Origin of the sequence: Shimia sp. CNT1-13L.2, from assembly GCF_024331145.1 — a bacterium.
Lineage (GTDB): Bacteria > Pseudomonadota > Alphaproteobacteria > Rhodobacterales > Rhodobacteraceae > Shimia.
Genome location: NZ_JANDJO010000003.1, coordinates 17320 through 34977, shown reverse-complemented (window position 1 = coordinate 34977; position 17658 = coordinate 17320). Strand labels below are relative to the sequence as shown.

The 17658-nt window shown below is 62.7% G+C and carries 23 protein-coding genes; 5 read left to right on the top strand and 18 right to left on the bottom strand.

Annotation, left to right across the window (positions count from 1 at the left end):
- Window positions 1-46: 46 nt before the first annotated feature.
- Window positions 47-331 (bottom strand): DUF3572 domain-containing protein, encoded by a 285-nt coding sequence (locus NNA36_RS07035; protein WP_255105697.1) that lies wholly within the window; start codon window positions 329-331, stop codon window positions 47-49.
- Window positions 332-412: 81 nt separating this feature from the next.
- Between NNA36_RS07035 and NNA36_RS07030 the strand changes: the two genes are divergently transcribed.
- Window positions 413-1807, top strand: coding sequence for a diguanylate cyclase (locus tag NNA36_RS07030; RefSeq protein WP_255105696.1), 1395 nt, complete (start codon window positions 413-415; stop codon window positions 1805-1807).
- A gap of 46 nt (window positions 1808-1853) precedes the next feature.
- Here the strand turns inward: NNA36_RS07030 and NNA36_RS07025 are convergent, their stop codons facing one another.
- From NNA36_RS07025 to NNA36_RS07010, 4 genes are all read right to left on the bottom strand, one after another.
- Window positions 1854-2357: a periplasmic heavy metal sensor gene (locus NNA36_RS07025; protein WP_255105694.1), complete on the bottom strand. Its 504-nt coding sequence runs from the start codon at window positions 2355-2357 to the stop codon at window positions 1854-1856.
- 4 nt (window positions 2358-2361) lie between these two features.
- Window positions 2362-2730 (bottom strand): hypothetical protein, encoded by a 369-nt coding sequence (locus tag NNA36_RS07020; RefSeq protein ID WP_255105692.1) that lies wholly within the window; start codon window positions 2728-2730, stop codon window positions 2362-2364.
- Window positions 2723-3307: an RNA polymerase sigma factor gene (locus NNA36_RS07015; protein WP_255105691.1), complete on the bottom strand. Its 585-nt coding sequence runs from the start codon at window positions 3305-3307 to the stop codon at window positions 2723-2725. Before NNA36_RS07015 ends, NNA36_RS07020 begins: the two co-directional genes overlap by 8 nt.
- Window positions 3308-3389: 82 nt before the next feature.
- Window positions 3390-3893, bottom strand: a complete 504-nt coding sequence (locus NNA36_RS07010) for an EF-hand domain-containing protein (RefSeq protein WP_255105689.1) — start codon at window positions 3891-3893, stop codon at window positions 3390-3392.
- A 215-nt stretch (window positions 3894-4108) separates the two neighbouring features.
- Between NNA36_RS07010 and NNA36_RS07005 the strand changes: the two genes are divergently transcribed.
- Together NNA36_RS07005 and NNA36_RS07000 are read left to right on the top strand one after the other, a co-directional pair.
- Window positions 4109-4498 (top strand): DUF983 domain-containing protein, encoded by a 390-nt coding sequence (locus NNA36_RS07005; protein ID WP_255105687.1) that lies wholly within the window; start codon window positions 4109-4111, stop codon window positions 4496-4498.
- 24 nt (window positions 4499-4522) lie between these two features.
- A complete protein-coding gene (locus NNA36_RS07000) occupies window positions 4523-5239 on the top strand; it encodes an NUDIX hydrolase (protein WP_255105685.1) in 717 nt (238 codons plus the stop codon).
- 8 nt (window positions 5240-5247) lie between these two features.
- Here NNA36_RS07000 and NNA36_RS06995 read toward each other — a convergent pair whose 3' ends face one another.
- From NNA36_RS06995 to NNA36_RS06985, 3 genes are read right to left on the bottom strand one after another with little or no spacing between them, the layout of a single operon-like run.
- The gene (locus NNA36_RS06995) at window positions 5248-6138 is read right to left on the bottom strand and encodes a DMT family transporter (RefSeq protein WP_255105683.1); all 891 of its coding nucleotides are present in this window, start codon (window positions 6136-6138) and stop codon (window positions 5248-5250) included.
- A 20-nt stretch (window positions 6139-6158) separates the two neighbouring features.
- Window positions 6159-7067: a fatty acid desaturase gene (locus NNA36_RS06990; protein WP_255105682.1), complete on the bottom strand. Its 909-nt coding sequence runs from the start codon at window positions 7065-7067 to the stop codon at window positions 6159-6161.
- Window positions 7060-7263 (bottom strand): DUF2061 domain-containing protein, encoded by a 204-nt coding sequence (locus NNA36_RS06985; protein WP_255105679.1) that lies wholly within the window; start codon window positions 7261-7263, stop codon window positions 7060-7062. Before NNA36_RS06985 ends, NNA36_RS06990 begins: the two co-directional genes overlap by 8 nt.
- 125 nt (window positions 7264-7388) lie before the next feature.
- On the opposite strand from NNA36_RS06985, the gene NNA36_RS06980 reads away from it, so the two are divergent.
- The gene (locus NNA36_RS06980) at window positions 7389-8246 is read left to right on the top strand and encodes a helix-turn-helix domain-containing protein (protein WP_255105676.1); all 858 of its coding nucleotides are present in this window, start codon (window positions 7389-7391) and stop codon (window positions 8244-8246) included.
- 79 nt (window positions 8247-8325) lie between these two features.
- Here NNA36_RS06980 and NNA36_RS06975 read toward each other — a convergent pair whose 3' ends face one another.
- Genes NNA36_RS06975 through NNA36_RS06960 form a run of 4 tightly spaced genes read right to left on the bottom strand, consistent with a single transcriptional unit; the run spans window position 8326 to window position 11887 of the window.
- Entirely contained in the window at window positions 8326-9087 is a 762-nt protein-coding gene (locus NNA36_RS06975; RefSeq protein WP_255105673.1) for an SDR family NAD(P)-dependent oxidoreductase, read from the bottom strand.
- Window positions 9084-10559, bottom strand: a complete 1476-nt coding sequence (locus NNA36_RS06970) for a carnitine 3-dehydrogenase (RefSeq protein ID WP_255105671.1) — start codon at window positions 10557-10559, stop codon at window positions 9084-9086. The genes NNA36_RS06975 and NNA36_RS06970 overlap by 4 nt, the downstream gene beginning before the upstream one ends.
- A gap of 9 nt (window positions 10560-10568) precedes the next feature.
- Window positions 10569-10937 carry a hypothetical protein gene (locus NNA36_RS06965; RefSeq protein WP_255105669.1) on the bottom strand — a complete coding sequence of 123 codons (369 nt, stop codon included), beginning with the start codon at window positions 10935-10937 and terminating at the stop codon, window positions 10569-10571.
- A 32-nt stretch (window positions 10938-10969) separates the two neighbouring features.
- Window positions 10970-11887 (bottom strand): 3-keto-5-aminohexanoate cleavage protein, encoded by a 918-nt coding sequence (locus NNA36_RS06960; protein ID WP_255105666.1) that lies wholly within the window; start codon window positions 11885-11887, stop codon window positions 10970-10972.
- A 77-nt stretch (window positions 11888-11964) separates the two neighbouring features.
- Between NNA36_RS06960 and NNA36_RS06955 the strand changes: the two genes are divergently transcribed.
- Window positions 11965-12939: a GlxA family transcriptional regulator gene (locus NNA36_RS06955; RefSeq protein WP_255105664.1), complete on the top strand. Its 975-nt coding sequence runs from the start codon at window positions 11965-11967 to the stop codon at window positions 12937-12939.
- On the opposite strand, the gene modC is transcribed toward NNA36_RS06955, so the two are convergent.
- The 6 genes from modC to NNA36_RS06925 are packed head-to-tail and all read right to left on the bottom strand — an operon-like array spanning window position 12940 to window position 17648.
- On the bottom strand, window positions 12940-14028 hold the full coding sequence (gene modC / locus NNA36_RS06950) for a molybdenum ABC transporter ATP-binding protein (RefSeq protein WP_255105662.1): 1089 nt from the start codon (window positions 14026-14028) through the stop codon (window positions 12940-12942).
- The gene (modB, locus tag NNA36_RS06945; protein WP_255105659.1) at window positions 14025-14723 is read right to left on the bottom strand and encodes a molybdate ABC transporter permease subunit; all 699 of its coding nucleotides are present in this window, start codon (window positions 14721-14723) and stop codon (window positions 14025-14027) included. Before modB ends, modC begins: the two co-directional genes overlap by 4 nt.
- Window positions 14720-15463, bottom strand: coding sequence for a molybdate ABC transporter substrate-binding protein (modA, locus tag NNA36_RS06940; RefSeq protein ID WP_255105657.1), 744 nt, complete (start codon window positions 15461-15463; stop codon window positions 14720-14722). Before modA ends, modB begins: the two co-directional genes overlap by 4 nt.
- A gap of 43 nt (window positions 15464-15506) precedes the next feature.
- Window positions 15507-16955, bottom strand: a complete 1449-nt coding sequence (locus tag NNA36_RS06935) for a cobyric acid synthase (RefSeq protein WP_255105654.1) — start codon at window positions 16953-16955, stop codon at window positions 15507-15509.
- A 3-nt stretch (window positions 16956-16958) separates the two neighbouring features.
- Window positions 16959-17303 (bottom strand): Lin0512 family protein, encoded by a 345-nt coding sequence (locus NNA36_RS06930; protein WP_255105652.1) that lies wholly within the window; start codon window positions 17301-17303, stop codon window positions 16959-16961.
- A 3-nt stretch (window positions 17304-17306) separates the two neighbouring features.
- Complete coding sequence (locus NNA36_RS06925; RefSeq protein WP_255105650.1) at window positions 17307-17648, bottom strand: Lin0512 family protein; 342 nt, start codon at window positions 17646-17648, stop codon at window positions 17307-17309.
- Window positions 17649-17658 lie beyond the last annotated feature (10 nt).

Sequence of the window (17658 nt, the reverse complement as noted above, 5' to 3'; positions counted from 1 at the left end):
CGCCGCGCCCATTGGCACGATTCTATTGCAGTTTGATGTCAGAAAATCACGTCCAATGACGCCCCGCTTCGCCGCGCAGGGCATTCAGGGCCATCATCGGCGTCATGTAATCCTCGCTGATGGTGTCACAAAAACTGACAACCCATGCGTCGTCCATGGTCAGGAACTCAAGCACCGAAGCCTGAAACCCCGGATCGGCCGCCTGCGCACGCAGATCATCCTCCGAGGCGCCCGTCGCCCCCATGAAGACCGGCATCAGCTCGTCATTGCTGACCAGCCAGGCCAGCGCTTTGAGGGCAATCGTGGAAGCGGCTTCCTGGGAAAGGGTCATGTTTCGGCTCACTCGCAATCTTTTCTTAACCAATGCGAATACAGAGTGAATCATCCTTAATGCAACCTTCCAGGGCGACCCATGCCAGGAAAGATCCTGATCATCGACAGTGTCCCGACCAATCGCATCCTGCTCAAGGTCAAACTCTGCGCTGCGTCCTACCATGTCTGTCAGGCCAGTTCCGAGACCGAGGCGCACGCCGCCTTGGAACGGGAACGCCCCGACCTTGTGGTGATGAACGGGGATTGGCAGGATCAGAGCAGCGGAACCGAGATTTGCCGACGGCTCAAGGCCTCCCCTGCGGGCGCACAAACCCCGATACTGATGCTGTCGTCCGACACCAGTCTTCCACGCCGCAAGGCGGCCCTGCGGGCACGGACAGACGACATCCTTCTTAAACCCGTGGACGAACTCGAGCTGCTGGCCCGGATCCGCAGCCTGATCCGCAGTCGAGACCCGTCTGACGGACTCGCGCTGCAGGACGGCGCGGCCGAGGCGTTGGGATTTGCCGAGCCGGCAAGCACGGCCTTTGTCCCGCAGGCCCGCGTTCTGCTTGCCGCGCCGGACGCGATCACCGGCGCGCGCTGGAAACTGGGGCTGCAACCGATGGTGCCCTTCGCGGTTGCAAGCCACCCGGTCGCTGATCTGCTACGCGGCCTGTCCAAACAACCCCCGCCGGATGCGCTGGTCATTGCGCTGCCGCCCGATCACCTCGAAGAGGGGCTGCGCCTTCTTGCAGAGGTGCGCGCACGCCGTGCCACGCGCCATGCGCGGGTTCTTGTTCTCTTGCCGCCGCAGGGCCGCGAGCTTTATGCCGATGCGCTCGACCTTGGCGCGGACGACATTGTCACAGACGGTTTCGACGCCGAGGAAATCGCCCTGCGCCTGTCGCGACTGGTGCAGCGCAAGCGCCTGGCCGACCGGTTCCGCCAGAACGTGCGCGAGGGGCTTGAGGCTGCCATCATCGATCCCCTGACGGGGCTGCACAACCGTCGCTATGCCCTTCCCCATCTTGCGCGGATTGCCGAACTGGCCCATGCGACCGGACGCGACTTTGCTGTCATGGTCGCCGATCTGGACCACTTCAAACAGATCAATGACCGCTATGGCCACGGGGTCGGCGACAAGGTGTTGCGCGCTGTCGCACGCCGGTTGCGCCGCAGCCTCACGCCGTCGGATCTGCTGGCGCGGATCGGGGGAGAAGAGTTCCTGATCGCAATGCCCGCAACCTGCCCCGCGCGGGCCCAGTCTGCAGCCGACACCCTCTGTCAGGCGGTGCGCAGCGCGCCCGTGTTGATCAAGGAGCGTGAATTGAACATTCCAGTCACAATCAGCATCGGCATCGCCATGGCCCGCGACGTGGATCTTTCCTCTGCAGAGGTGGCCGAAACCCTGCTCGACCGGGCAGACCGCGCGCTTTACGGAGCAAAATCAACCGGGCGCGACCAGGTCACGATCAACTCACCCGCCGCATGAGAAAGGCCGGGAATCCCCCGGCCTGAACAGCGCTGATCGCAGACCGTCAGTCGTGATCGTCCTTGTCACGCTTTTTCTTGGTCAGCGAATGGCGCAGGCGGTCGGCATAGGCTGCCCGCTCCCGGTCCGTCATGCTCTCGACGTGATCTAGCCAGATATCACGGGCACGACCAACCCGGCGAGACATCACGCTTTCAAGCTCGACCTGCACGGCCTCAAGACTGGCGCGGTCAAAGGGGCTGGCTTCGATCGCGGCCGCCATCTTTTCAAGCTGGCTTCGTTCGGTGCGCGCGCCCAGACCGTCTGCGCGATAGGCCTTGCGGATCGCCTTACCGATCTCGCGCCGGTGGTCCCAGTCCAACGCGCGTACGTGGGGCGGCAGGCTGATATTCGGCCGACGGCGGTCATCATCACGGGAATGACCAACAACCGCCCCGATGATCAGGCCGACAACAATCACGTTGAGCGCCAGCGAGGCAATCAGGATGATCCGCATCCCCCGGCGCATACGCGGCTTTTCGGTCGATGTTGGCTGGGTGTCTTGTGTCATTTGGTCATTCCTCACCGGCGAGCGCATAGCTGGCATCGACATAGGCCAGGTAGGTCTGGCTGTCGCCCTCAATCAGATCGGCGACGCTTGAGGGCACGATGGTGCCATAGGCGCTGAACCCGATCCAGACACCGGCCACGGTTGCGGTAGCCAGCCCTGCCAGCGACGGCCAGCCGCCAATGGCCTGCATGAACTGGGAAAACAGCCCTTGGCGTGCGGGTCGTGCCGCCAGCGCCGCCGCGGTGGGTTGCATCGCCTCGGCATCCGCAAGGATGCGTGCCATAAGGTCGGCAGACACCTCGGGCTTTCCGTCTCCGGCCGCTTCCGCAAACAATGCATCAAGCAATGCGTCGTCCTGATGTTTCTCAGCCATCGCTATACCCCAGTTCTTCCCGTCGGCCGGCCAATACCTTGGCCAAGGCCCGTTTTCCCCGTGCGGTGAGGCTTTCGACGGCCTCAACGCTGATCTCCATGATCTCTGCAATCTCGGGATTGCCAAGACCTTCTATATGGCGCAGCACAACCGCCTGTCTCTGGCGATCCGACAAGGTGCCCAGCGCCTGTTGCAGCGCATCCATCCGGGCGCGCTCCTGCATCATGTCCGCCGCCGAGGCCGTATCGTCCTCTGGCTCGGGCACCGTATCGAGATCAACCCCGCGCCGTTTGCGCAGGCGATCCGTGCACAGATTGGCCACCACCCGGAACAGCCAGGTTGTCACCTTCGCCTCGCCGCTGCGCCAGTCCGGCGCGATCTTCCACAGACGCATCAGCGCCTCCTGCGCGACGTCTTCCGCCTCGGCCCGATCCCCCAGTACACGATAGGCATGCGAGAAAACCCTTGGCGTCATCCGCAGGGTCAGAATACGCGCGGCCGACGGATCACCATTGGCATAGAGCACCAACAGCGCCTCGTCCGGCACCTCCTCCTGCGCATCATACGGCATGTCCATGGTCCAGTTGGCTAGCCCGATTTTTCTTATCTTTCAATGACGGCCACGTGCTCACCTACTGCGCACGTGGCCGACGAGGGACTTAGTTGTCCTGCTGCTTGTGGCGTTTCTTCATCTTGTGGCCACGCTCTTCCATGTGGGCGCGCGCCTCTTCGAACTCTTCCTTCGAAATGGCACCATCGCCGTCACGATCGAGGCGGTTGAACATCTTGTCCTTGCGCTTCTCGTTGGCCGACATCTCTTCGAAGCTCAGCTTGCCGTCCTTGTCGGCATCCTTGCGCTCGATCATCTTGGCCGACCGCTCTTTCATACGCTTCTGCGCTTCTTCCAGCGCCTTGGCCTGCATCTCTTCCTGGCTCAACAGGCCGTCGCCATCCGTGTCAGCCTCGGTGAACTTGGCCTTGGCAAAGGCTTCCATCTCGGCCTTCGTCACCTTGCCGTCCTTGTCGGCATCGAATGCCTCGAAGTTCATCATCGGGCGCGGCCCATGATGGCCGCCCGGGCCCCAACCCTTGGCCGAAGCCGACACCGCCGTCAGGCCCATCGCTGCTGCCAACACACCGGAAATAATCATTGCACGTTTCATCTACTCGTCTCCTTTGTCAGGTCAGGAACCGGCTTCATTTCCCGTTTCCTGACCATAAAACGCACCACCCCAGCCTTTCCGTCGAAAAAAGTTTCCCGCGGGTTTCAGAGGCTTCCGCGACGGTTTTGCGACATCGGGACGCGGGGCGGTTTTGACCACTTTCAAAGAACCCGATGCCGTCACATCTTGGATACGGGATAAGCGAGGAAACATTGATGACTTCTGTAGCCAAGGCACCGGAGCGCGCCTTGTGGCCTGCCCTATTCAAGGGCTGGCGACGAAAGTGCCCCAATTGCGGCAGCGGCCCTATGCTCAAGGGCTATCTCAAGGTGCGCAGCACCTGCTCGGTCTGCCGTGAAGACCTGTCGCCGCAACGGGCCGACGACGGGCCTGCTTACCTGACCATTCTCATTGTCGGTCACCTGATGGCGCCGCTGCTGCACATCGTGTTCGTCCGCTGGCGTCCCGAGCCTCTCATCATGTTCACGATTTTTGCGGTTGGCTGTGTCGCTCTCTCGCTCTACCTTCTGCCAAGACTGAAGGGTGTGGTTGTTGCCTTCCAATGGGCACGGCGCATGCACGGCTTCGGAACCGACGACCGCTGACATAACAAGACCAAGGGGCGCAGAATGAGCGAAGACAAGACGGCAATCCGCAATGCGGCCACGGTGATCGTGCTGCGGGATCGTGAAACCGATCCGCAGATCCTGATGGGCCAGCGCGGTGCCAAGGCCGCTTTCATGCCCAACAAGTTCGTCTTTCCCGGTGGCGCCGTGGATGCCGAGGACTTCGACATCCCCCTGGCGCTTGGGATCGAGGCCCCCTGCGACGAACGCCTTGCCGAAGACCTGCGCGACGACACGCCGGAAACCATCTCGCACGCGCTGGCCGTGGCTGCGGTGCGCGAGCTGTGGGAAGAAACCGGTCAGATCCTTGGCACCCCCGGCAACTGGGAGGGCGAACCACCCGCCGACTGGAAGGGCTTTGCCGAAACCGGCCACCTGCCCGTCGCGCACGGCCTGCAATTCGTGTTTCGCGCCATCACCCCTCCGGGCCGACCGCGCCGATTCGACGCCCGGTTTTTCCTGATTGATGCAACCGCCCTGCAAAGCGATCTCGACGATTTCTCGCAGGCCTGCGAAGAGCTTTCGCACCTGCAATGGGTGTCGTTGCGCAAGGCGCGGGAATATGACCTGCCCTTCATCACCGAGGTGGTTCTGGCCGAGGTCGAAGCCCGCCTGCATGATACCTCGCCGCCGGATGCGGTGCCGTTCTTCAAGAACGATGACGAGGCCAGCCTGTTCAAGCAACTGAAAGGCCGCACGCCGGACTGGCGCGACGACTGATCGCGCCGTCAAAGCACCAGCACAAGCGCCAGGATGCTGCCTGACAAGAGCGCCATGCCCAGCCATTCGCGCCCACTGATCCGCTCGCGGAAGATCAAAACCGTGCCAAGAATGCCAAAGATCAGCTCGACCTGCCCAACCGCTTTGACATAGGCCGCGTTCTGCAAGGTGAAAGCCGTAAACCAGCAAAAGGTGCCGGCCATGCTGGTCAACCCGATCCAGCCGGCACTGCGCCACGCGCCAATCACGCGGGTCATCTCGCCCGCTTCGCGCAGCCGCAGCCAGATCGCCATGCCGACCATCTGCATCGAAGTGACGGCCGCAAGCGTGATCACCGCCCGCAGGACCGGATCTTCCCCAACCACCTCAAGCGAGGCCCCGCGATAGCAGACCGCCGAGACCCCGAACAAGGCGCCCGCCGACAGGCCCAGCGCCGCAGAGGGGCTGATCAATCGGCGCAGCAAGGGGCCGCTGCTTTCGACCGGGCCACCCAGCACCAGAACCCCGGCGATGCCGACGATCATCGCCAGCAGACCCGCAGGGCTCACGGTTTCGCCAAGCACCACCATGCCAATCAGGGCGGTCAGCAGGACTTCGACCTTGATAAAGGTCATCCCCACCGCAAGGTTACGCCGCCCGAACAGCATCACGGTGCAAACCGTCGCCGTGATCTGCGCCGCCCCGCCGACGATGCCAAAGCCCCAGAAGGTCGCCCCCGGCAGAACAGGCAGACCGCCATAAAGCAGCATCAACACCACCGCCACCGGTGCCGAATAGACAAACCGCGCAAACGTCGCCCCCGCAGCCGAGAGCGACACCTGGCTCAGATGTTTCTGAAGCATGAAGCGCACGGTCTGAAACAGTGCGGCTGCAAGCGCGGCGGCAATCCATAAATCCATGCCGCCGTTAGATCACGGGTTCACTTTCGCCGCCAGAGCGGATGCGGCACCGGATCTTTGGCACGCAGGAAATAGAGGCTGAAAATCTCGCGGTAAGACCGGAAATAATAGCTGTCGTTGCGCGACATGTAGCGGTCGCGGTTGTCGCGGAACAGGACCGGCAGGTTGTACCAGGCGACCTTGGGATGCATGTGATGCACCACGTGCAGGCTGTTGTAGAGGAAAATCCACGCAAGCGGCCCGTGATCCTCGATGATGACGGTGCGCCCGCGTGCCCGCTCATGCGCCTGATGTTCAAGGAAGGTTCGGATTTTCAGGATCGACAGCGCCATGTAGGCCGACAGAAGATAGGCCCAGATCGGCAGAACCGAGACCGACACCATCCACCAGACCGCGATGGCCAGTGCCGGAACATGCCAGAGCCAGCCCGTCAGAACCGCGTGGTCGCCCGCCCTGATCGCCTTCCAGTCGGCGGCCATGAAACAGACCTGCCCCAGCGCCGGCCCCAGCACCAGCCGCCCCAACAGCGTGTTGTTCATGCGACGGATCACCTGCAACCAGCCCGGCATCGCCTCCCAGTCGGACGCGTCGAGATAGTTGCTCTCGGGATCGTCGTAGGGATCGGTCAGGATCGAGTCGTTGTGATGTGCGAGGTGGGTATCGCGGAACCGGTAGTAGGGAATGGCCAGTCCAATTGCCGGGAACACCGTCAGGTCGCTCAGGCGCTGGTTGCGGAACGGATGGCCGTGCAGAACCTCGTGGGTCAACGAGGAATGCAGCGCAATCGCCAGCGTGGTCAGGACAATACCCAGCGGCAGGAACACGGCTCCGGCCCAGGTGGTGCCAAGGATGAAGGTACCATAGCACAGCATCAGCATGGCCAGCGTCGGCCATTCGATCATCGGGCGGTGACGACGCGGATCAGACATGACGCCCCCAGCGGATCGCGGACCAGACGCGTTCGTAGAGCACATACATCGTGAGACCGATCCCGGTGTTGACCACCGCAAGTTTTCCACCGACGGCCGCAGACCCCGTTGCCAGGAACCCCACAAGGCTCATCGTGCAAAGCCCCATGATGTTCCAGATCACCGCCTTGACCAGTGAACGCCGACGCGTTTCCATCTTCCCTCCATGTCGTTGAAATCGGGGCAAAATCCCCTGCTCACGTTTTTGTTACCCCAGCAGGGGGCATGCGGGAATTCTGAATGTAATTCACAAAATTCCCAGATGGTGATATTAGTCACCATATGACGCAAAACATCGACAAACGCCTGCGCGCCGACCGCTTCCGCCAGCGACTCGCCACCGCCCTGCGCGACAAGGCCATGAGCCAGAGCGAACTGGCCCGCAGAATCGCGGTTGACCGCTCGACCATCTCGCAGCTTCTCAAGGATCAGGGCGCGCGCCTGCCCAATGCACAGGTGGTCGGTGAATGTGCCGCCGCGCTGGGGGTTTCCGCCGACTGGCTGCTCTCTCTGACCGACCGGCCCGAAAGCGCCGCCGACATCCTCGCCAACTCGCTCACCCTCACCGCCGCCCCGCGGGCGCTGGTGGACGAACAGATCTTCAACTGGCACCTCGAGGCACAGGGCTACAAGATCCGCCACGTCCCCGCAGGCCTGCCCGACATGCTGAAAACCCGCGAGGTTCTGGAATGGGAATACTCCCCCCACCTCGGGCGCACCACCTCACAGGCCATCGGCGCCTCGGAGGACCGGCTGAACTGGATGCGCGCCTCGCAGTCCGACTATGAAATCGCCCTGCCGCTCTATGAACTGGCCAGCTTTGCCAAGGGTGTCGGCTATTACGAAGGCGTGCCGCGCGACCTGCGACAGGCGCAGCTCAACCACCTCTCGACCCTCTGCTCGCAGCTCTATCCGCGCCTGCGTGTCTACCTCTACGACGCCCGCAAGCTGTTCTCTTCACCGGTCACGGTCTTCGGCCCCCTGCTCGCCGTGCTCTACCTCGGACGCAACTACCTCGCCTTCCGCGATACCGAACGCGTTCAGGGGTTCACCGAGCATTTCGACAATCTGGTGCGCCAGGCCTCGGTCACTGCCCGCATGCTGCCCGACCATATCGCCGAGCTGCAAAAAGAAATCTGATCCGGCCCTTCTTCTTGGCCCAAATACCCCGGGGGGAATTGCCCCGAAAGGGGCAAGAGGGGCAGCGCCCCTGCCCCGGTCAGACCTGCGGGTCCGGGTTCACCGTGTGGCCATCCACCGCGATCACCTGCCCCGACACGGCCTTTGCCGCGTCCGAACCAAGAAACACCGCCATGTCGGCGATCTCGCTGGCCTCGACAAACCGCCCCAGCGATGTGCCCGAGGCATAACCCGCATAGACCGCGTCGCGGGTCATGCCCTTGGCCGCCGCCTCGCGTTCCAGCACGCCCTCCATGCGCGGCCCGCTGACCGCTCCGGGGCAGACCACGTTGCAGCGAATGCCAAACGGTCCCAGTTCCATCGCCAGCGTCTTGGCAAGACCGATCACCCCCCATTTCGACGCCGCATAAGGCGATCGGTTGGGATAGCCATACTGGCCTGCGGTGGACGAGGTCACGACGATGGAACCTTCCCCGGCCCGTTTCATCAACGGGGCGGCAAACTTGGCACAAAGGAACACACCGTCCAGCGTCACCGCCGTGCAGGCGCGCCACTGGTCCAGCGTCACATCCTCAACCGCCGCCGTCGGTCCGGCCACTCCGGCGTTTGCGCAGAGCGCATCCAGACCGCCCCAGACGGTTTCGATCTCGGCAAAGAGCGCCGCCATGGCCGCCTCGTCCGAGACATCCACCTCGGAGGCCCGCCAACCGGCTGGCACCGAGGCCAGCGCGGCCCTGTCGACGTCGCTCACCCAGATGTCATAGCCCGCCGCGGCAAAGGCCTCGCCCATGGCAAGGCCGATGCCAGAGGCCCCGGCTGTGATCAGAACACGGCGCGTCAACGAGGCTGCCCGACGTAGCGCCCCACACCTTCGGGCGCATCCAGCCCGGCCTGCGCCTCGCTGATCATCTTGAGGTTGGCCGCGATTTCAGGACTGAAGGGCGCCGGACGACGGGTCTCGAGGCTGACGTGGATCAGGATATGCTCGCCGGTCGCCAACAGCTTGTCGCCCGCATACATCTCGTGCCAGAGGTGCATCTTCTTGCCTTCCGCCATCAGAACCCGCGTCCGCACCTCGATACGTGCGCCCAGATGGGTTTCGTCGATATGGCGAATGTGGGTTTCGGCGGTAAAGAACGACCCGCCGGTGGCGATATAGTCCTGATCACAGCCAATGATCTCCATCAGCCGGTCCGAGGCATCCGCAAAGGCCTGCAAATACCGGCTCTCGGTCATGTGGCCGTTGTAATCAAGCCAGTCGATCGGCACCGCACGGGCCACGGTCACGATGGGTTGCGACGGATCGGCAATATCGGCGGCTTTGCGCACCATGCCCGCATCCGCCATCAGCTTGGCATCGTGCTTGTTCAGAACCGCGCCCGAAGCCCAGTTCTGCGCCTTCAGCGCGCGCATCATCGCCACCACGTTGTTGTCGCGGATACGTTCCATCTCGCGGATATCAAGATGGCCGGACTGTGCGTCCGACTGACCAGCGATCAGGTCGACAAGCTCATCATTGAATTCGGGCACATCCATCAGCTTGGTCCAGGGCCATTTCAGGGCCGGGCCGAACTGGGCCATGAAGTGCTTCATGCCCGCTTCGCCACCTGCCACACGATAGGTGTCAAACAGGCCCATCTGTGCCCAGCGGATGCCAAAGCCCATGCGGATCGACTCGTCGATCTCTTCGGTGGTGGCCACGCCATCCTTGACCAGCCATAGCGCCTCGCGCCAGACCGCCTCGAGGAAACGGTCGGCGATATGTGCGTCGATCTCCTTGCGCACATGCAGGGGATACATGCCGATCTCGGTCATGATCTGCTTGGTCCGCTCGACACGCTCGGGCGCGGTCCTGTCGCTTGGCACCACTTCGACCAGCGGCATCAAGTAGACGGGATTGAACGGGTGGGTCACAAGGATCTGTTCCGGGCGCGGTGCCACCTCCTGCAACTCGCTGGGTTTGAACCCCGAGGTCGAAGAGCCGATGATTGCGTCCTCACGGCAGGCCGCCTGAAGGCCAGCATAGACCTTCTGCTTGAGGTCGAGCCGCTCTGGCACGCTTTCCTGAATCCATTCGGCACCGGCCACCGCGTCTTCGATGGCATCATGGAAGGTCAGCTGCCCTTCGGCAGGCAGCGCCGTATCGCTCAGGCCCGGCATCGAGCGGCGGGCATTGTCGAGCACCTCGCCGATCTTGCGTTCGGCTTCGGGGTCCGGATCGAACACCTGAACATTCCAGCCATTCAGCAGGAATCGCGCGGCCCATCCGCCGCCGATGACCCCACCACCGATGATTGCCGCTACTCGCGTCATGAAACTCTCCTAGTCGATACAGATCTCGGCATGGCTGCCGTCGTCCAACAAAATGGGGTGACAGCCGAACATCGGTGTCACCGCTGAACAGGTGCGGGTTTCGGCCATGCAGAACCCGCTACAGTCGCTTTCGGCGGAACAGGATTTGCCCGCGTCCACCGTGGGCCGGATGCAGACGTACTGTCCCGCGATACCGGCGATTTCATAGGTGCCCCCCTCCGCCAGACAGGCCGCTTGCGCAGCCTTGTCCGGCGTGGGGCCACGGGGGGAAGACGGCGTTTCGGGAATGCAGGCCGCTACAGAGGTAAATGCACCTGCCACCAGTGCTGCGCGGCAGCACCGTCGCAATACCGACGTAATACCGACGTGATACCGCATGGTGTTTTTCCCGAAAACGCCGCCCCGCAGCATTACTTGGCCACCGGCGCGCGCTTGGTCAGACCGAGCTTTTCACGCACCTCCTGCGGGCCGATCACGCGGGCGCCCATGTTCTCGATGATGGTCACCGCACGCTCGACCAGTTGATAGTTCTCTGCCAGCACGCCCTTGTCGAGCCAGAGGTTGTCTTCGAGGCCAACCCGCACGTTGCCCCCCGCCAGAACGGCAGCAGCAACATAGGCCATCTGGTCGCGGCCAAGGCTGAAGGCCGACCAGTCCCAATCGCCCGGCACGTTGTTGACCATGGCCATGAAAGTGTTCATGTCGTTCGGCGCGCCCCACGGCACGCCCATGCACAGCTGCACCAGCGCGGGCGAGGTCAGGATACCTTCCTTGACCAGTTGCGTTGCGAACCAGAGGTGGCCGGTGTCGAAGGCTTCAATTTCGGGTTTCACCCCAAGATCTGTCATCATCTGGCCCATGGCACGCAACATGCCGGGGGTGTTGGTCATGACATAGTCGGCTTCGGCAAAGTTCATGGTGCCGCAATCAAGGGTGCAGATTTCGGGCAGGCACTCGGCGATATGGGCCATGCGCTCGGTCGCGCCGATCATGTCGGTGGCCGCTTCATTCACGGGGAACGGGTTCTCGGTATCGCCGAAAACGATGTCACCGCCCATGCCGGCGGTCAGGTTCAGAACCACATCAACCTCGGCGTCACGGATGCGGTCTGTCACCTCGCGGTAGAGGCCAAGATCACGGCTCGGTGCGCCGGTTTCCGGGTCCCGCACGTGACAGTGGACAACGGCGGCCCCCGCCTTGGCCGCGGCGATCGCGCTGTTGGCGATCTGTTCAGGCGAACGCGGTACATGGGGGCTACGGTCCTGCGTGCCGCCCGATCCGGTGACGGCGCAGGTGATGAATACTTCGCGGTTCATTTGCAAAGGCATGGCGATTCCCTTCTCGACTTTCCCCAATCATCCCCCCACTTGCTGCCGCTTAATTTACACTTTACGAAAGATAATTGATGAAAGGCGCAAAAAACCTCCTCCCCGACGGCCGTGAACCTCTCGAAATGGCGGTTCTGGTCATGAACGACAGCAACACGCTGAGCTTTGCTGCGGCGGTCGATCCGATGCGCGCCGCCAATCGGCGCGCGGGTCGTACCTTGTTTCGCTGGCACTTTCGCACCCCCGAGGGACGGCCTGTTCACCTGACCAGCGGGTTAAAGATCGAAGGGGAGCCGATTGCCGAACTGGCGCGTTGCGACGTGCTGGTCATGGTGGCCGGTTTCGACCTCGAGGCGCAGGCGACGCCGCGGTTAATGGCGTCGCTCAGGCGATTGCACGGTGCCGGAACCGCAGTGGCCGCGATTGACGGTGCCCCCTGGCTGTTGGCACGGGCGGGCGTTCTGGATGGACATGCCGCCACGACCCACTGGGAAGACCTTGAAGAGTTTGCAACCCGTTTCCCCAACGTCGACACCCGTCGCGACCGCTATGTCATCAGCCCGCCCTTCGCGACGTCCGGCGGGGCGGCTCCGGGGATCGACATGATGCTGCACCTGATCGGCACCCGCTTCGGGGCCTCTCTCTCCAGCCGCATCGCCTCGGCCTTCCTGCATGATCCCGCCCCCGCAGGGGCGCTGGGGGCTGTCAGCATGGATCGAAGGGTACGCCGTAACCCGTTGATCTCCAAGGCGCTTGACCTGATGGAGACGCATCTGGAAGAACCGCTCAGCATCGCTGACATTTCTGATATTCTGAACGTCTCGCCACGCAGCCTGGAGCAGAAGTTTAAGACCCACCTAGGCCAATCGCCGCGCGATCACTATCTGCAACTGCGCCTTGGCGAAGCCTTTCGTCTTGCCAGCGACACGTCCATGACGGTTCAGGACATCGCGGTCGCAACCGGCTTTTCGTCACTGGCAAGCTTTGCCCGCGCGTTCAGACGGGTACACGGCCTGTCTGTCAGGGAGCTTCGGGCCGGTCAGGCGCGGTAGTCAGCCGCCAACATCGCCCTGTGCGACAGACACAGATTTCACGATGGCGTGGATCATATCGCCTTCGGACAGGGACATCGCTTGCGCTGATCGGCGGGTGATCCGCGCGAGGATATGCTCGTCACGGCAGGCGATGCGCACCATGACACCCGGACCCTGCCCCTCGCGCAGCGACACGATCCGGCCGTGCAGGATGTTCAGGGCCGAAAGCCCCTCGGGCGCGGTGCGGGAAAGGATCACATCGTGCGCACGGATGCGGACGCGAATGACCTGATCAATCTCGACACCCTTGACGCGCGGCAGGAACAGGGCACCGCCACAGGTCTGCAACTCGCTCAGACCGTCGTCGTGATGCGCAACGAGTTTACCGCGGATCACCGCCCCGGCCTCGCGCACGCCCAGCGCGGGCACGGAGTCGGGATCGGAAAGAACAGAGGCCGTCGGACCAACCTGCGCCACGCGGCCATTGTGCAGCGCGACAACAGTTGTGGCGAGGCGCGCCACCTCGGCGATGGAATGGCTGACGTATAAGATCGGAATGCCGGAATGATCGCGAAGGCGTTCGAGAAACGGAAGGATCTCGGCCTTGCGGGCCTCATCCAGCGCGGCAAGGGGTTCGTCGAGTAGCAGAAGCTCGGGGGCCGCCAGCAAGGCACGCCCGATCGCGACGCGCTGTTTCTCACCACCCGAGAGACGGCCCGGGCGGCGTGACAAAAGATCGCCGATACCAAGCATCTCGATGATGCGTTTTTCGTGGGCCACGTCCCTTTTGGTGCGCTGAACTTTGGCCCCATAGGCAAGGTTCTGCGCGACAGTCATATGTGGGAAAAGGCGAGCGTCCTGAAAGACATAGCCAAGATGACGCTTGTGAACCGGCAGGGAAATTCTTTTGCTGCTGTCGAAGAGAACCCGATCCCCGACAGAAATGCGCCCCTTTGTTGGCTGCATCAGTCCGGCCACGGCATTCACAACCGTCGTCTTGCCCGCGCCAGAACGACCAAACAGGGCCGTGACCCCGTCGGGCGCATTGAAGGTCACGTCAAGTTCGAACCTGTCCAGCGTGTGGCGAAGGGAAACCGAAAGCGTCATTGGCCGGCGATCCTCCGGGCAACGCGCCGCGAGATCAGCTCGGACAGCAAGAGCGCCGCCATGGCCACCGCGACCGATACGATTACCAGGCGAAGGGCCTGTGTCTCTCCGCCGGGAACCTGCAGGAAGCCATAGATCGCCGATGGCAGGGTTTGGGTCCGTCCGGGGATGGCCGAGACAAAGGTGATCGTGGCGCCGAATTCGCCCATCGCCTTGGCAAACCCAAGAACCGCGCTAGTCAGGATACCCGGCGTTATCAGCGGTAGCGTGACCGTCGAGAAAACCCGCCAGCGGGGCGCGCCCAGCGTGGATGCCGCGTCTTCAAGGCCGGGATCAACCGCGTCGATGGCAAGGCGGATCGCCCGCACCATCAGGGGAAAGGCCATGACCGCAGCCGCCACGGCAGCGCCGGTCCAGCGGAAGGCAAGGACAAGGCCCAGCGTGTCTTCCAGAAAGCTGCCAATCGGGGCGCGGCGGCCAAAGACCATCAGGAGCATGTAGCCCGTCACAACAGGCGGCAGGATCAGGGGCAAATGCACGATGCCGTTCACAAGCTGCTTACCGGAGAACTCTTTCCGCGAAAGTACCCAGGCGATGGCGATGGCGAACGGCAGGCTGATCAGGGTGGCCCAGAAGGACACCTTGAGCGACAGGAGCACCGCCTGCCAACCTTCTTCTCCGAGCCAGGCTATCATTCATCCCTCACTGAAAAGCCGTTCTGGATGAATACGTTACGCGCCGAAGATGACGCAAGATAGGTCACGAGATCAGCGGCGGGGGCACGCGTGGTCACCTGCGCGACCGGATAGACAATCGGCGCGTGTGTTGTTTCGGCAAAGCGGGCGACGACGCTGACGCGGGGTTCGGCGACGGCGTCACTGCCATAGACAATGCCCAGCGGGGCCTCTCCCAATGCCACGAGGGCAAGCGCCGCGCGGGCGTTGGAGGTTTGGGCCACCATCGGGGCAATGTCCCCCCAAAGGCCCAGCGCGGTCAGGGCCTCTTTGCCATAGAGACCTGCGGGCACGGAATTGACCATTGCCATGGCAAGGGGGCCAGTCTCCAGACGTTGCGCGATGGTCTGTGCTGTCAGGTCCAGCGGTTCCGCCTCGGCGCCGACCACGACCAGATCGTTGCCAAGCAAGGGACGCGGGTTTGCTGCCAGCAAGCCATCGTCAACCAGCACATCCATCCATGCTTGATTGGCCGAAAAGAAAATGTCGGCAGGTGCCCCCGACTGAATCTGCCGCGCCAGTGCAGAGCTGGCACCATAGGAGACCAGAACCTCGTGCCCCGTCTCTGCTTCCCAAGTGGTCACGATCTCGTCCAGCGCGGTTTTGAGGCTGGAGGCGGCGAAGATCGTCACCTCTTCGGCCTGCGCGGCAAACCCGCCCAGACAAAGGGAAAAAGCCAGAAGGACGCGACGCATGTTCATGCGCCGACTATCCCCCAAGGTGTCGCAAGGCACAAGATGAAGTTCAGCGCGCCGCCGCGAGGATCGCCTCGACATCAAGGTGCGCTTCCATGTGGTCGGCGAGATCGTCCAGCACGGCTTCGACCGAGGCCTCATACCCCACGTCGCTGGTTTCCGCGCCCAGCGCCGAAAGCCACGCCTTGCGGAAGCCATCATCGCGGAACATGCCGTGCAGATAGCTGCCGGAGACCTTGCCGTTGTTGCTCGTGGCCCCTTCCGGAGCGCCGTCAACATGTGCAAAGGGGCGCGCGCGGGCCGGGCCTTCGGTGCGGCCGATGTGGATTTCATAGCCCGTGAAGGGTTGCCCCGAAGCCGCGTGCACCGCTTTGGTTTCGGTCAGTCGCTTGTCTGGCGTCATGGTGGTTTCAACGTCCAGCAGACCAAGACCGACCGTTTCGCCGGCAGGACCTTCGATGCCTTCGGGGTCATGAACGCGATGGCCAAGCATCTGGTATCCACCGCAAATCCCCAGCACATGCCCGCCGCGCCGCACATGCGCCTGAAGATCCACGTCCCAGCCCTGTTCACGCAGGAAGGCCAGATCACCGCGGGTGGACTTGCTGCCGGGAATGATCACGAGATCGGTATCGCCCGGTATCGGCTGCCCGGCGCGCAGCATTGTCAGGCGCACGCCGTCTTCCTGCGACAGGGGATCGAGATCGTCGAAATTGGCAATGCGCGACAGGGTCAGGCAGGCAATCTTAAAGTCGCCCGCACCGCGCCCGTCGGCAATGTCGAGTGCATCTTCAGCAGGAAGTTTCCAGGCCTCGGTGAAGTAGGGCAACACACCAAACCCGCGCCAGCCGGTGCGTTCTGCGATCAGGTCGTAACCGTCGTCGAACAGGCGCGGATCGCCGCGAAACTTGTTGACCATGAAGCCCGCGACCATCGCGGCATCTTCGGGATCAATCACCGCCTGCGTGCCGATGATCTGGGCAATCACGCCGCCCCGGTCGATGTCACCGGCAAGGATCACAGGCACGTCCGCCGCCACGGCAAAGCCCATATTGGCGATGTCGCCCTTGCGCAGATTGACCTCGGCAGGGCTTCCGGCGCCTTCGACAATCACTAGATCGTTCTGCGATTTCAGGCGATTGAAGCTTTCCAAAACGCTCGCCATCAACTGCGGCTTCAGCTTGGCATAGTCGCGTGCCTTGGCCGTGGTCAGGCGCTTGCCCTGCACGACAACCTGCGCCCCAACATCGGTTTCGGGCTTGAGAAGAACCGGATTCATGTCCACTGTCAGCGGCTTGCCACAGGCCAAGGCCTGCATCGCCTGTGCCCGGCCGATCTCACCACCATCCGAGGTGACGGCCGCATTGTTCGACATGTTCTGCGGTTTGAATGGGGCCACCGAAAGCCCCCGTCGCACCGCGGCACGGCAAAGCCCCGCAACCAGCATCGACTTGCCGACATTCGAGCCGGTGCCTTGGATCATGATGGATTTGGACATGGTTCACACCTGTTTCGGCAGAAAGGCCTCGACGGCGGCGCTGGCGATAACGAGGGTGTTGCCGCTGTCTGGATTGGTGACATTCAGGCCGCCATGGACGGCGGTCACGGTTGCCTGACCGCGTGGAAGTTTGGCAACCAAAGCATCGCAATCCACCTTGTCGGGTTCCTGAACGCCTACGGTGACCTGCACCCGCATTTCGGCGTGATCGAGGCCGAGCGCATCGAACATCGGGATCGAGGAATGGCGGATGGCGTCTTCGATCGCGCGGGCCGCAGCCTTGGTATAGTCCTGCCCGTACTGGTCGTTGCCCATGCCCATTTCGATGATGAAACGTTGATCACCCATGGCCTAGCCCTCCAGATCCAGCGAGACATTGATCGCGACATTGGCAATCACCGTTGGCTTGCCACCATCGGCGCGCGGCACGTCCAATCCGCCGGGAACAGCGGTCACGGAGACCTGCCCATAGGGGAAAATCTCGGCGATGGCAGAGGTATCGATCTGGTCGGGCTGACCCACGCCCACTTCGACGTCGATGATCATCTCGTGCTTTTCCTTGCCGAACAGTTCCGCAAGGTTGATCGAGTTGTGCCAGAGCGCATCTTTCACCGCCCGCCGTGCGGCCTCGGTATAGTCCTGACGGCGCAGGGACGAGCCCATGCCGAATTCTGTGAGAAGGCGTTTTTTCATGTCGAGGCCT

Excerpts from the sequence above, each read along its gene's own strand:
- NNA36_RS06965 (WP_255105669.1), bottom strand. The coding sequence starts at position 10,937 with ATGCGGTATCACGTCGGTATTACGTCGGTATTGCGACGGTGCTGCCGC.
- modC (WP_255105662.1), bottom strand. The coding sequence starts at position 14,028 with ATGACGCTTTCGGTTTCCCTTCGCCACACGCTGGACAGGTTCGAACTT.
- modB (WP_255105659.1), bottom strand. The coding sequence starts at position 14,723 with ATGATAGCCTGGCTCGGAGAAGAAGGTTGGCAGGCGGTGCTCCTGTCG.
- NNA36_RS06930 (WP_255105652.1), bottom strand. The coding sequence starts at position 17,303 with ATGGGTGATCAACGTTTCATCATCGAAATGGGCATGGGCAACGACCAG.
- NNA36_RS07030 (WP_255105696.1), top strand. The coding sequence starts at position 413 with ATGCCAGGAAAGATCCTGATCATCGACAGTGTCCCGACCAATCGCATC.
- NNA36_RS06980 (WP_255105676.1), top strand. The coding sequence starts at position 7,389 with ATGACGCAAAACATCGACAAACGCCTGCGCGCCGACCGCTTCCGCCAG.
- NNA36_RS06955 (WP_255105664.1), top strand. The coding sequence starts at position 11,965 with ATGAAAGGCGCAAAAAACCTCCTCCCCGACGGCCGTGAACCTCTCGAA.
- NNA36_RS06995 (WP_255105683.1), bottom strand. The coding sequence starts at position 6,138 with ATGGATTTATGGATTGCCGCCGCGCTTGCAGCCGCACTGTTTCAGACC.
- modA (WP_255105657.1), bottom strand. The coding sequence starts at position 15,463 with ATGAACATGCGTCGCGTCCTTCTGGCTTTTTCCCTTTGTCTGGGCGGG.
- NNA36_RS06960 (WP_255105666.1), bottom strand. The coding sequence starts at position 11,887 with ATGCCTTTGCAAATGAACCGCGAAGTATTCATCACCTGCGCCGTCACC.
- NNA36_RS06990 (WP_255105682.1), bottom strand. The coding sequence starts at position 7,067 with ATGTCTGATCCGCGTCGTCACCGCCCGATGATCGAATGGCCGACGCTG.
- NNA36_RS07025 (WP_255105694.1), bottom strand. The coding sequence starts at position 2,357 with ATGACACAAGACACCCAGCCAACATCGACCGAAAAGCCGCGTATGCGC.
- NNA36_RS06985 (WP_255105679.1), bottom strand. The coding sequence starts at position 7,263 with ATGGAAACGCGTCGGCGTTCACTGGTCAAGGCGGTGATCTGGAACATC.
- NNA36_RS07020 (WP_255105692.1), bottom strand. The coding sequence starts at position 2,730 with ATGGCTGAGAAACATCAGGACGACGCATTGCTTGATGCATTGTTTGCG.
- NNA36_RS07010 (WP_255105689.1), bottom strand. The coding sequence starts at position 3,893 with ATGAAACGTGCAATGATTATTTCCGGTGTGTTGGCAGCAGCGATGGGC.
- NNA36_RS07000 (WP_255105685.1), top strand. The coding sequence starts at position 4,523 with ATGAGCGAAGACAAGACGGCAATCCGCAATGCGGCCACGGTGATCGTG.
- NNA36_RS06925 (WP_255105650.1), bottom strand. The coding sequence starts at position 17,648 with ATGAAAAAACGCCTTCTCACAGAATTCGGCATGGGCTCGTCCCTGCGC.
- NNA36_RS07035 (WP_255105697.1), bottom strand. The coding sequence starts at position 331 with ATGACCCTTTCCCAGGAAGCCGCTTCCACGATTGCCCTCAAAGCGCTG.
- NNA36_RS07015 (WP_255105691.1), bottom strand. The coding sequence starts at position 3,307 with ATGGACATGCCGTATGATGCGCAGGAGGAGGTGCCGGACGAGGCGCTG.
- NNA36_RS07005 (WP_255105687.1), top strand. The coding sequence starts at position 4,109 with ATGACTTCTGTAGCCAAGGCACCGGAGCGCGCCTTGTGGCCTGCCCTA.
- NNA36_RS06935 (WP_255105654.1), bottom strand. The coding sequence starts at position 16,955 with ATGTCCAAATCCATCATGATCCAAGGCACCGGCTCGAATGTCGGCAAG.
- NNA36_RS06970 (WP_255105671.1), bottom strand. The coding sequence starts at position 10,559 with ATGACGCGAGTAGCGGCAATCATCGGTGGTGGGGTCATCGGCGGCGGA.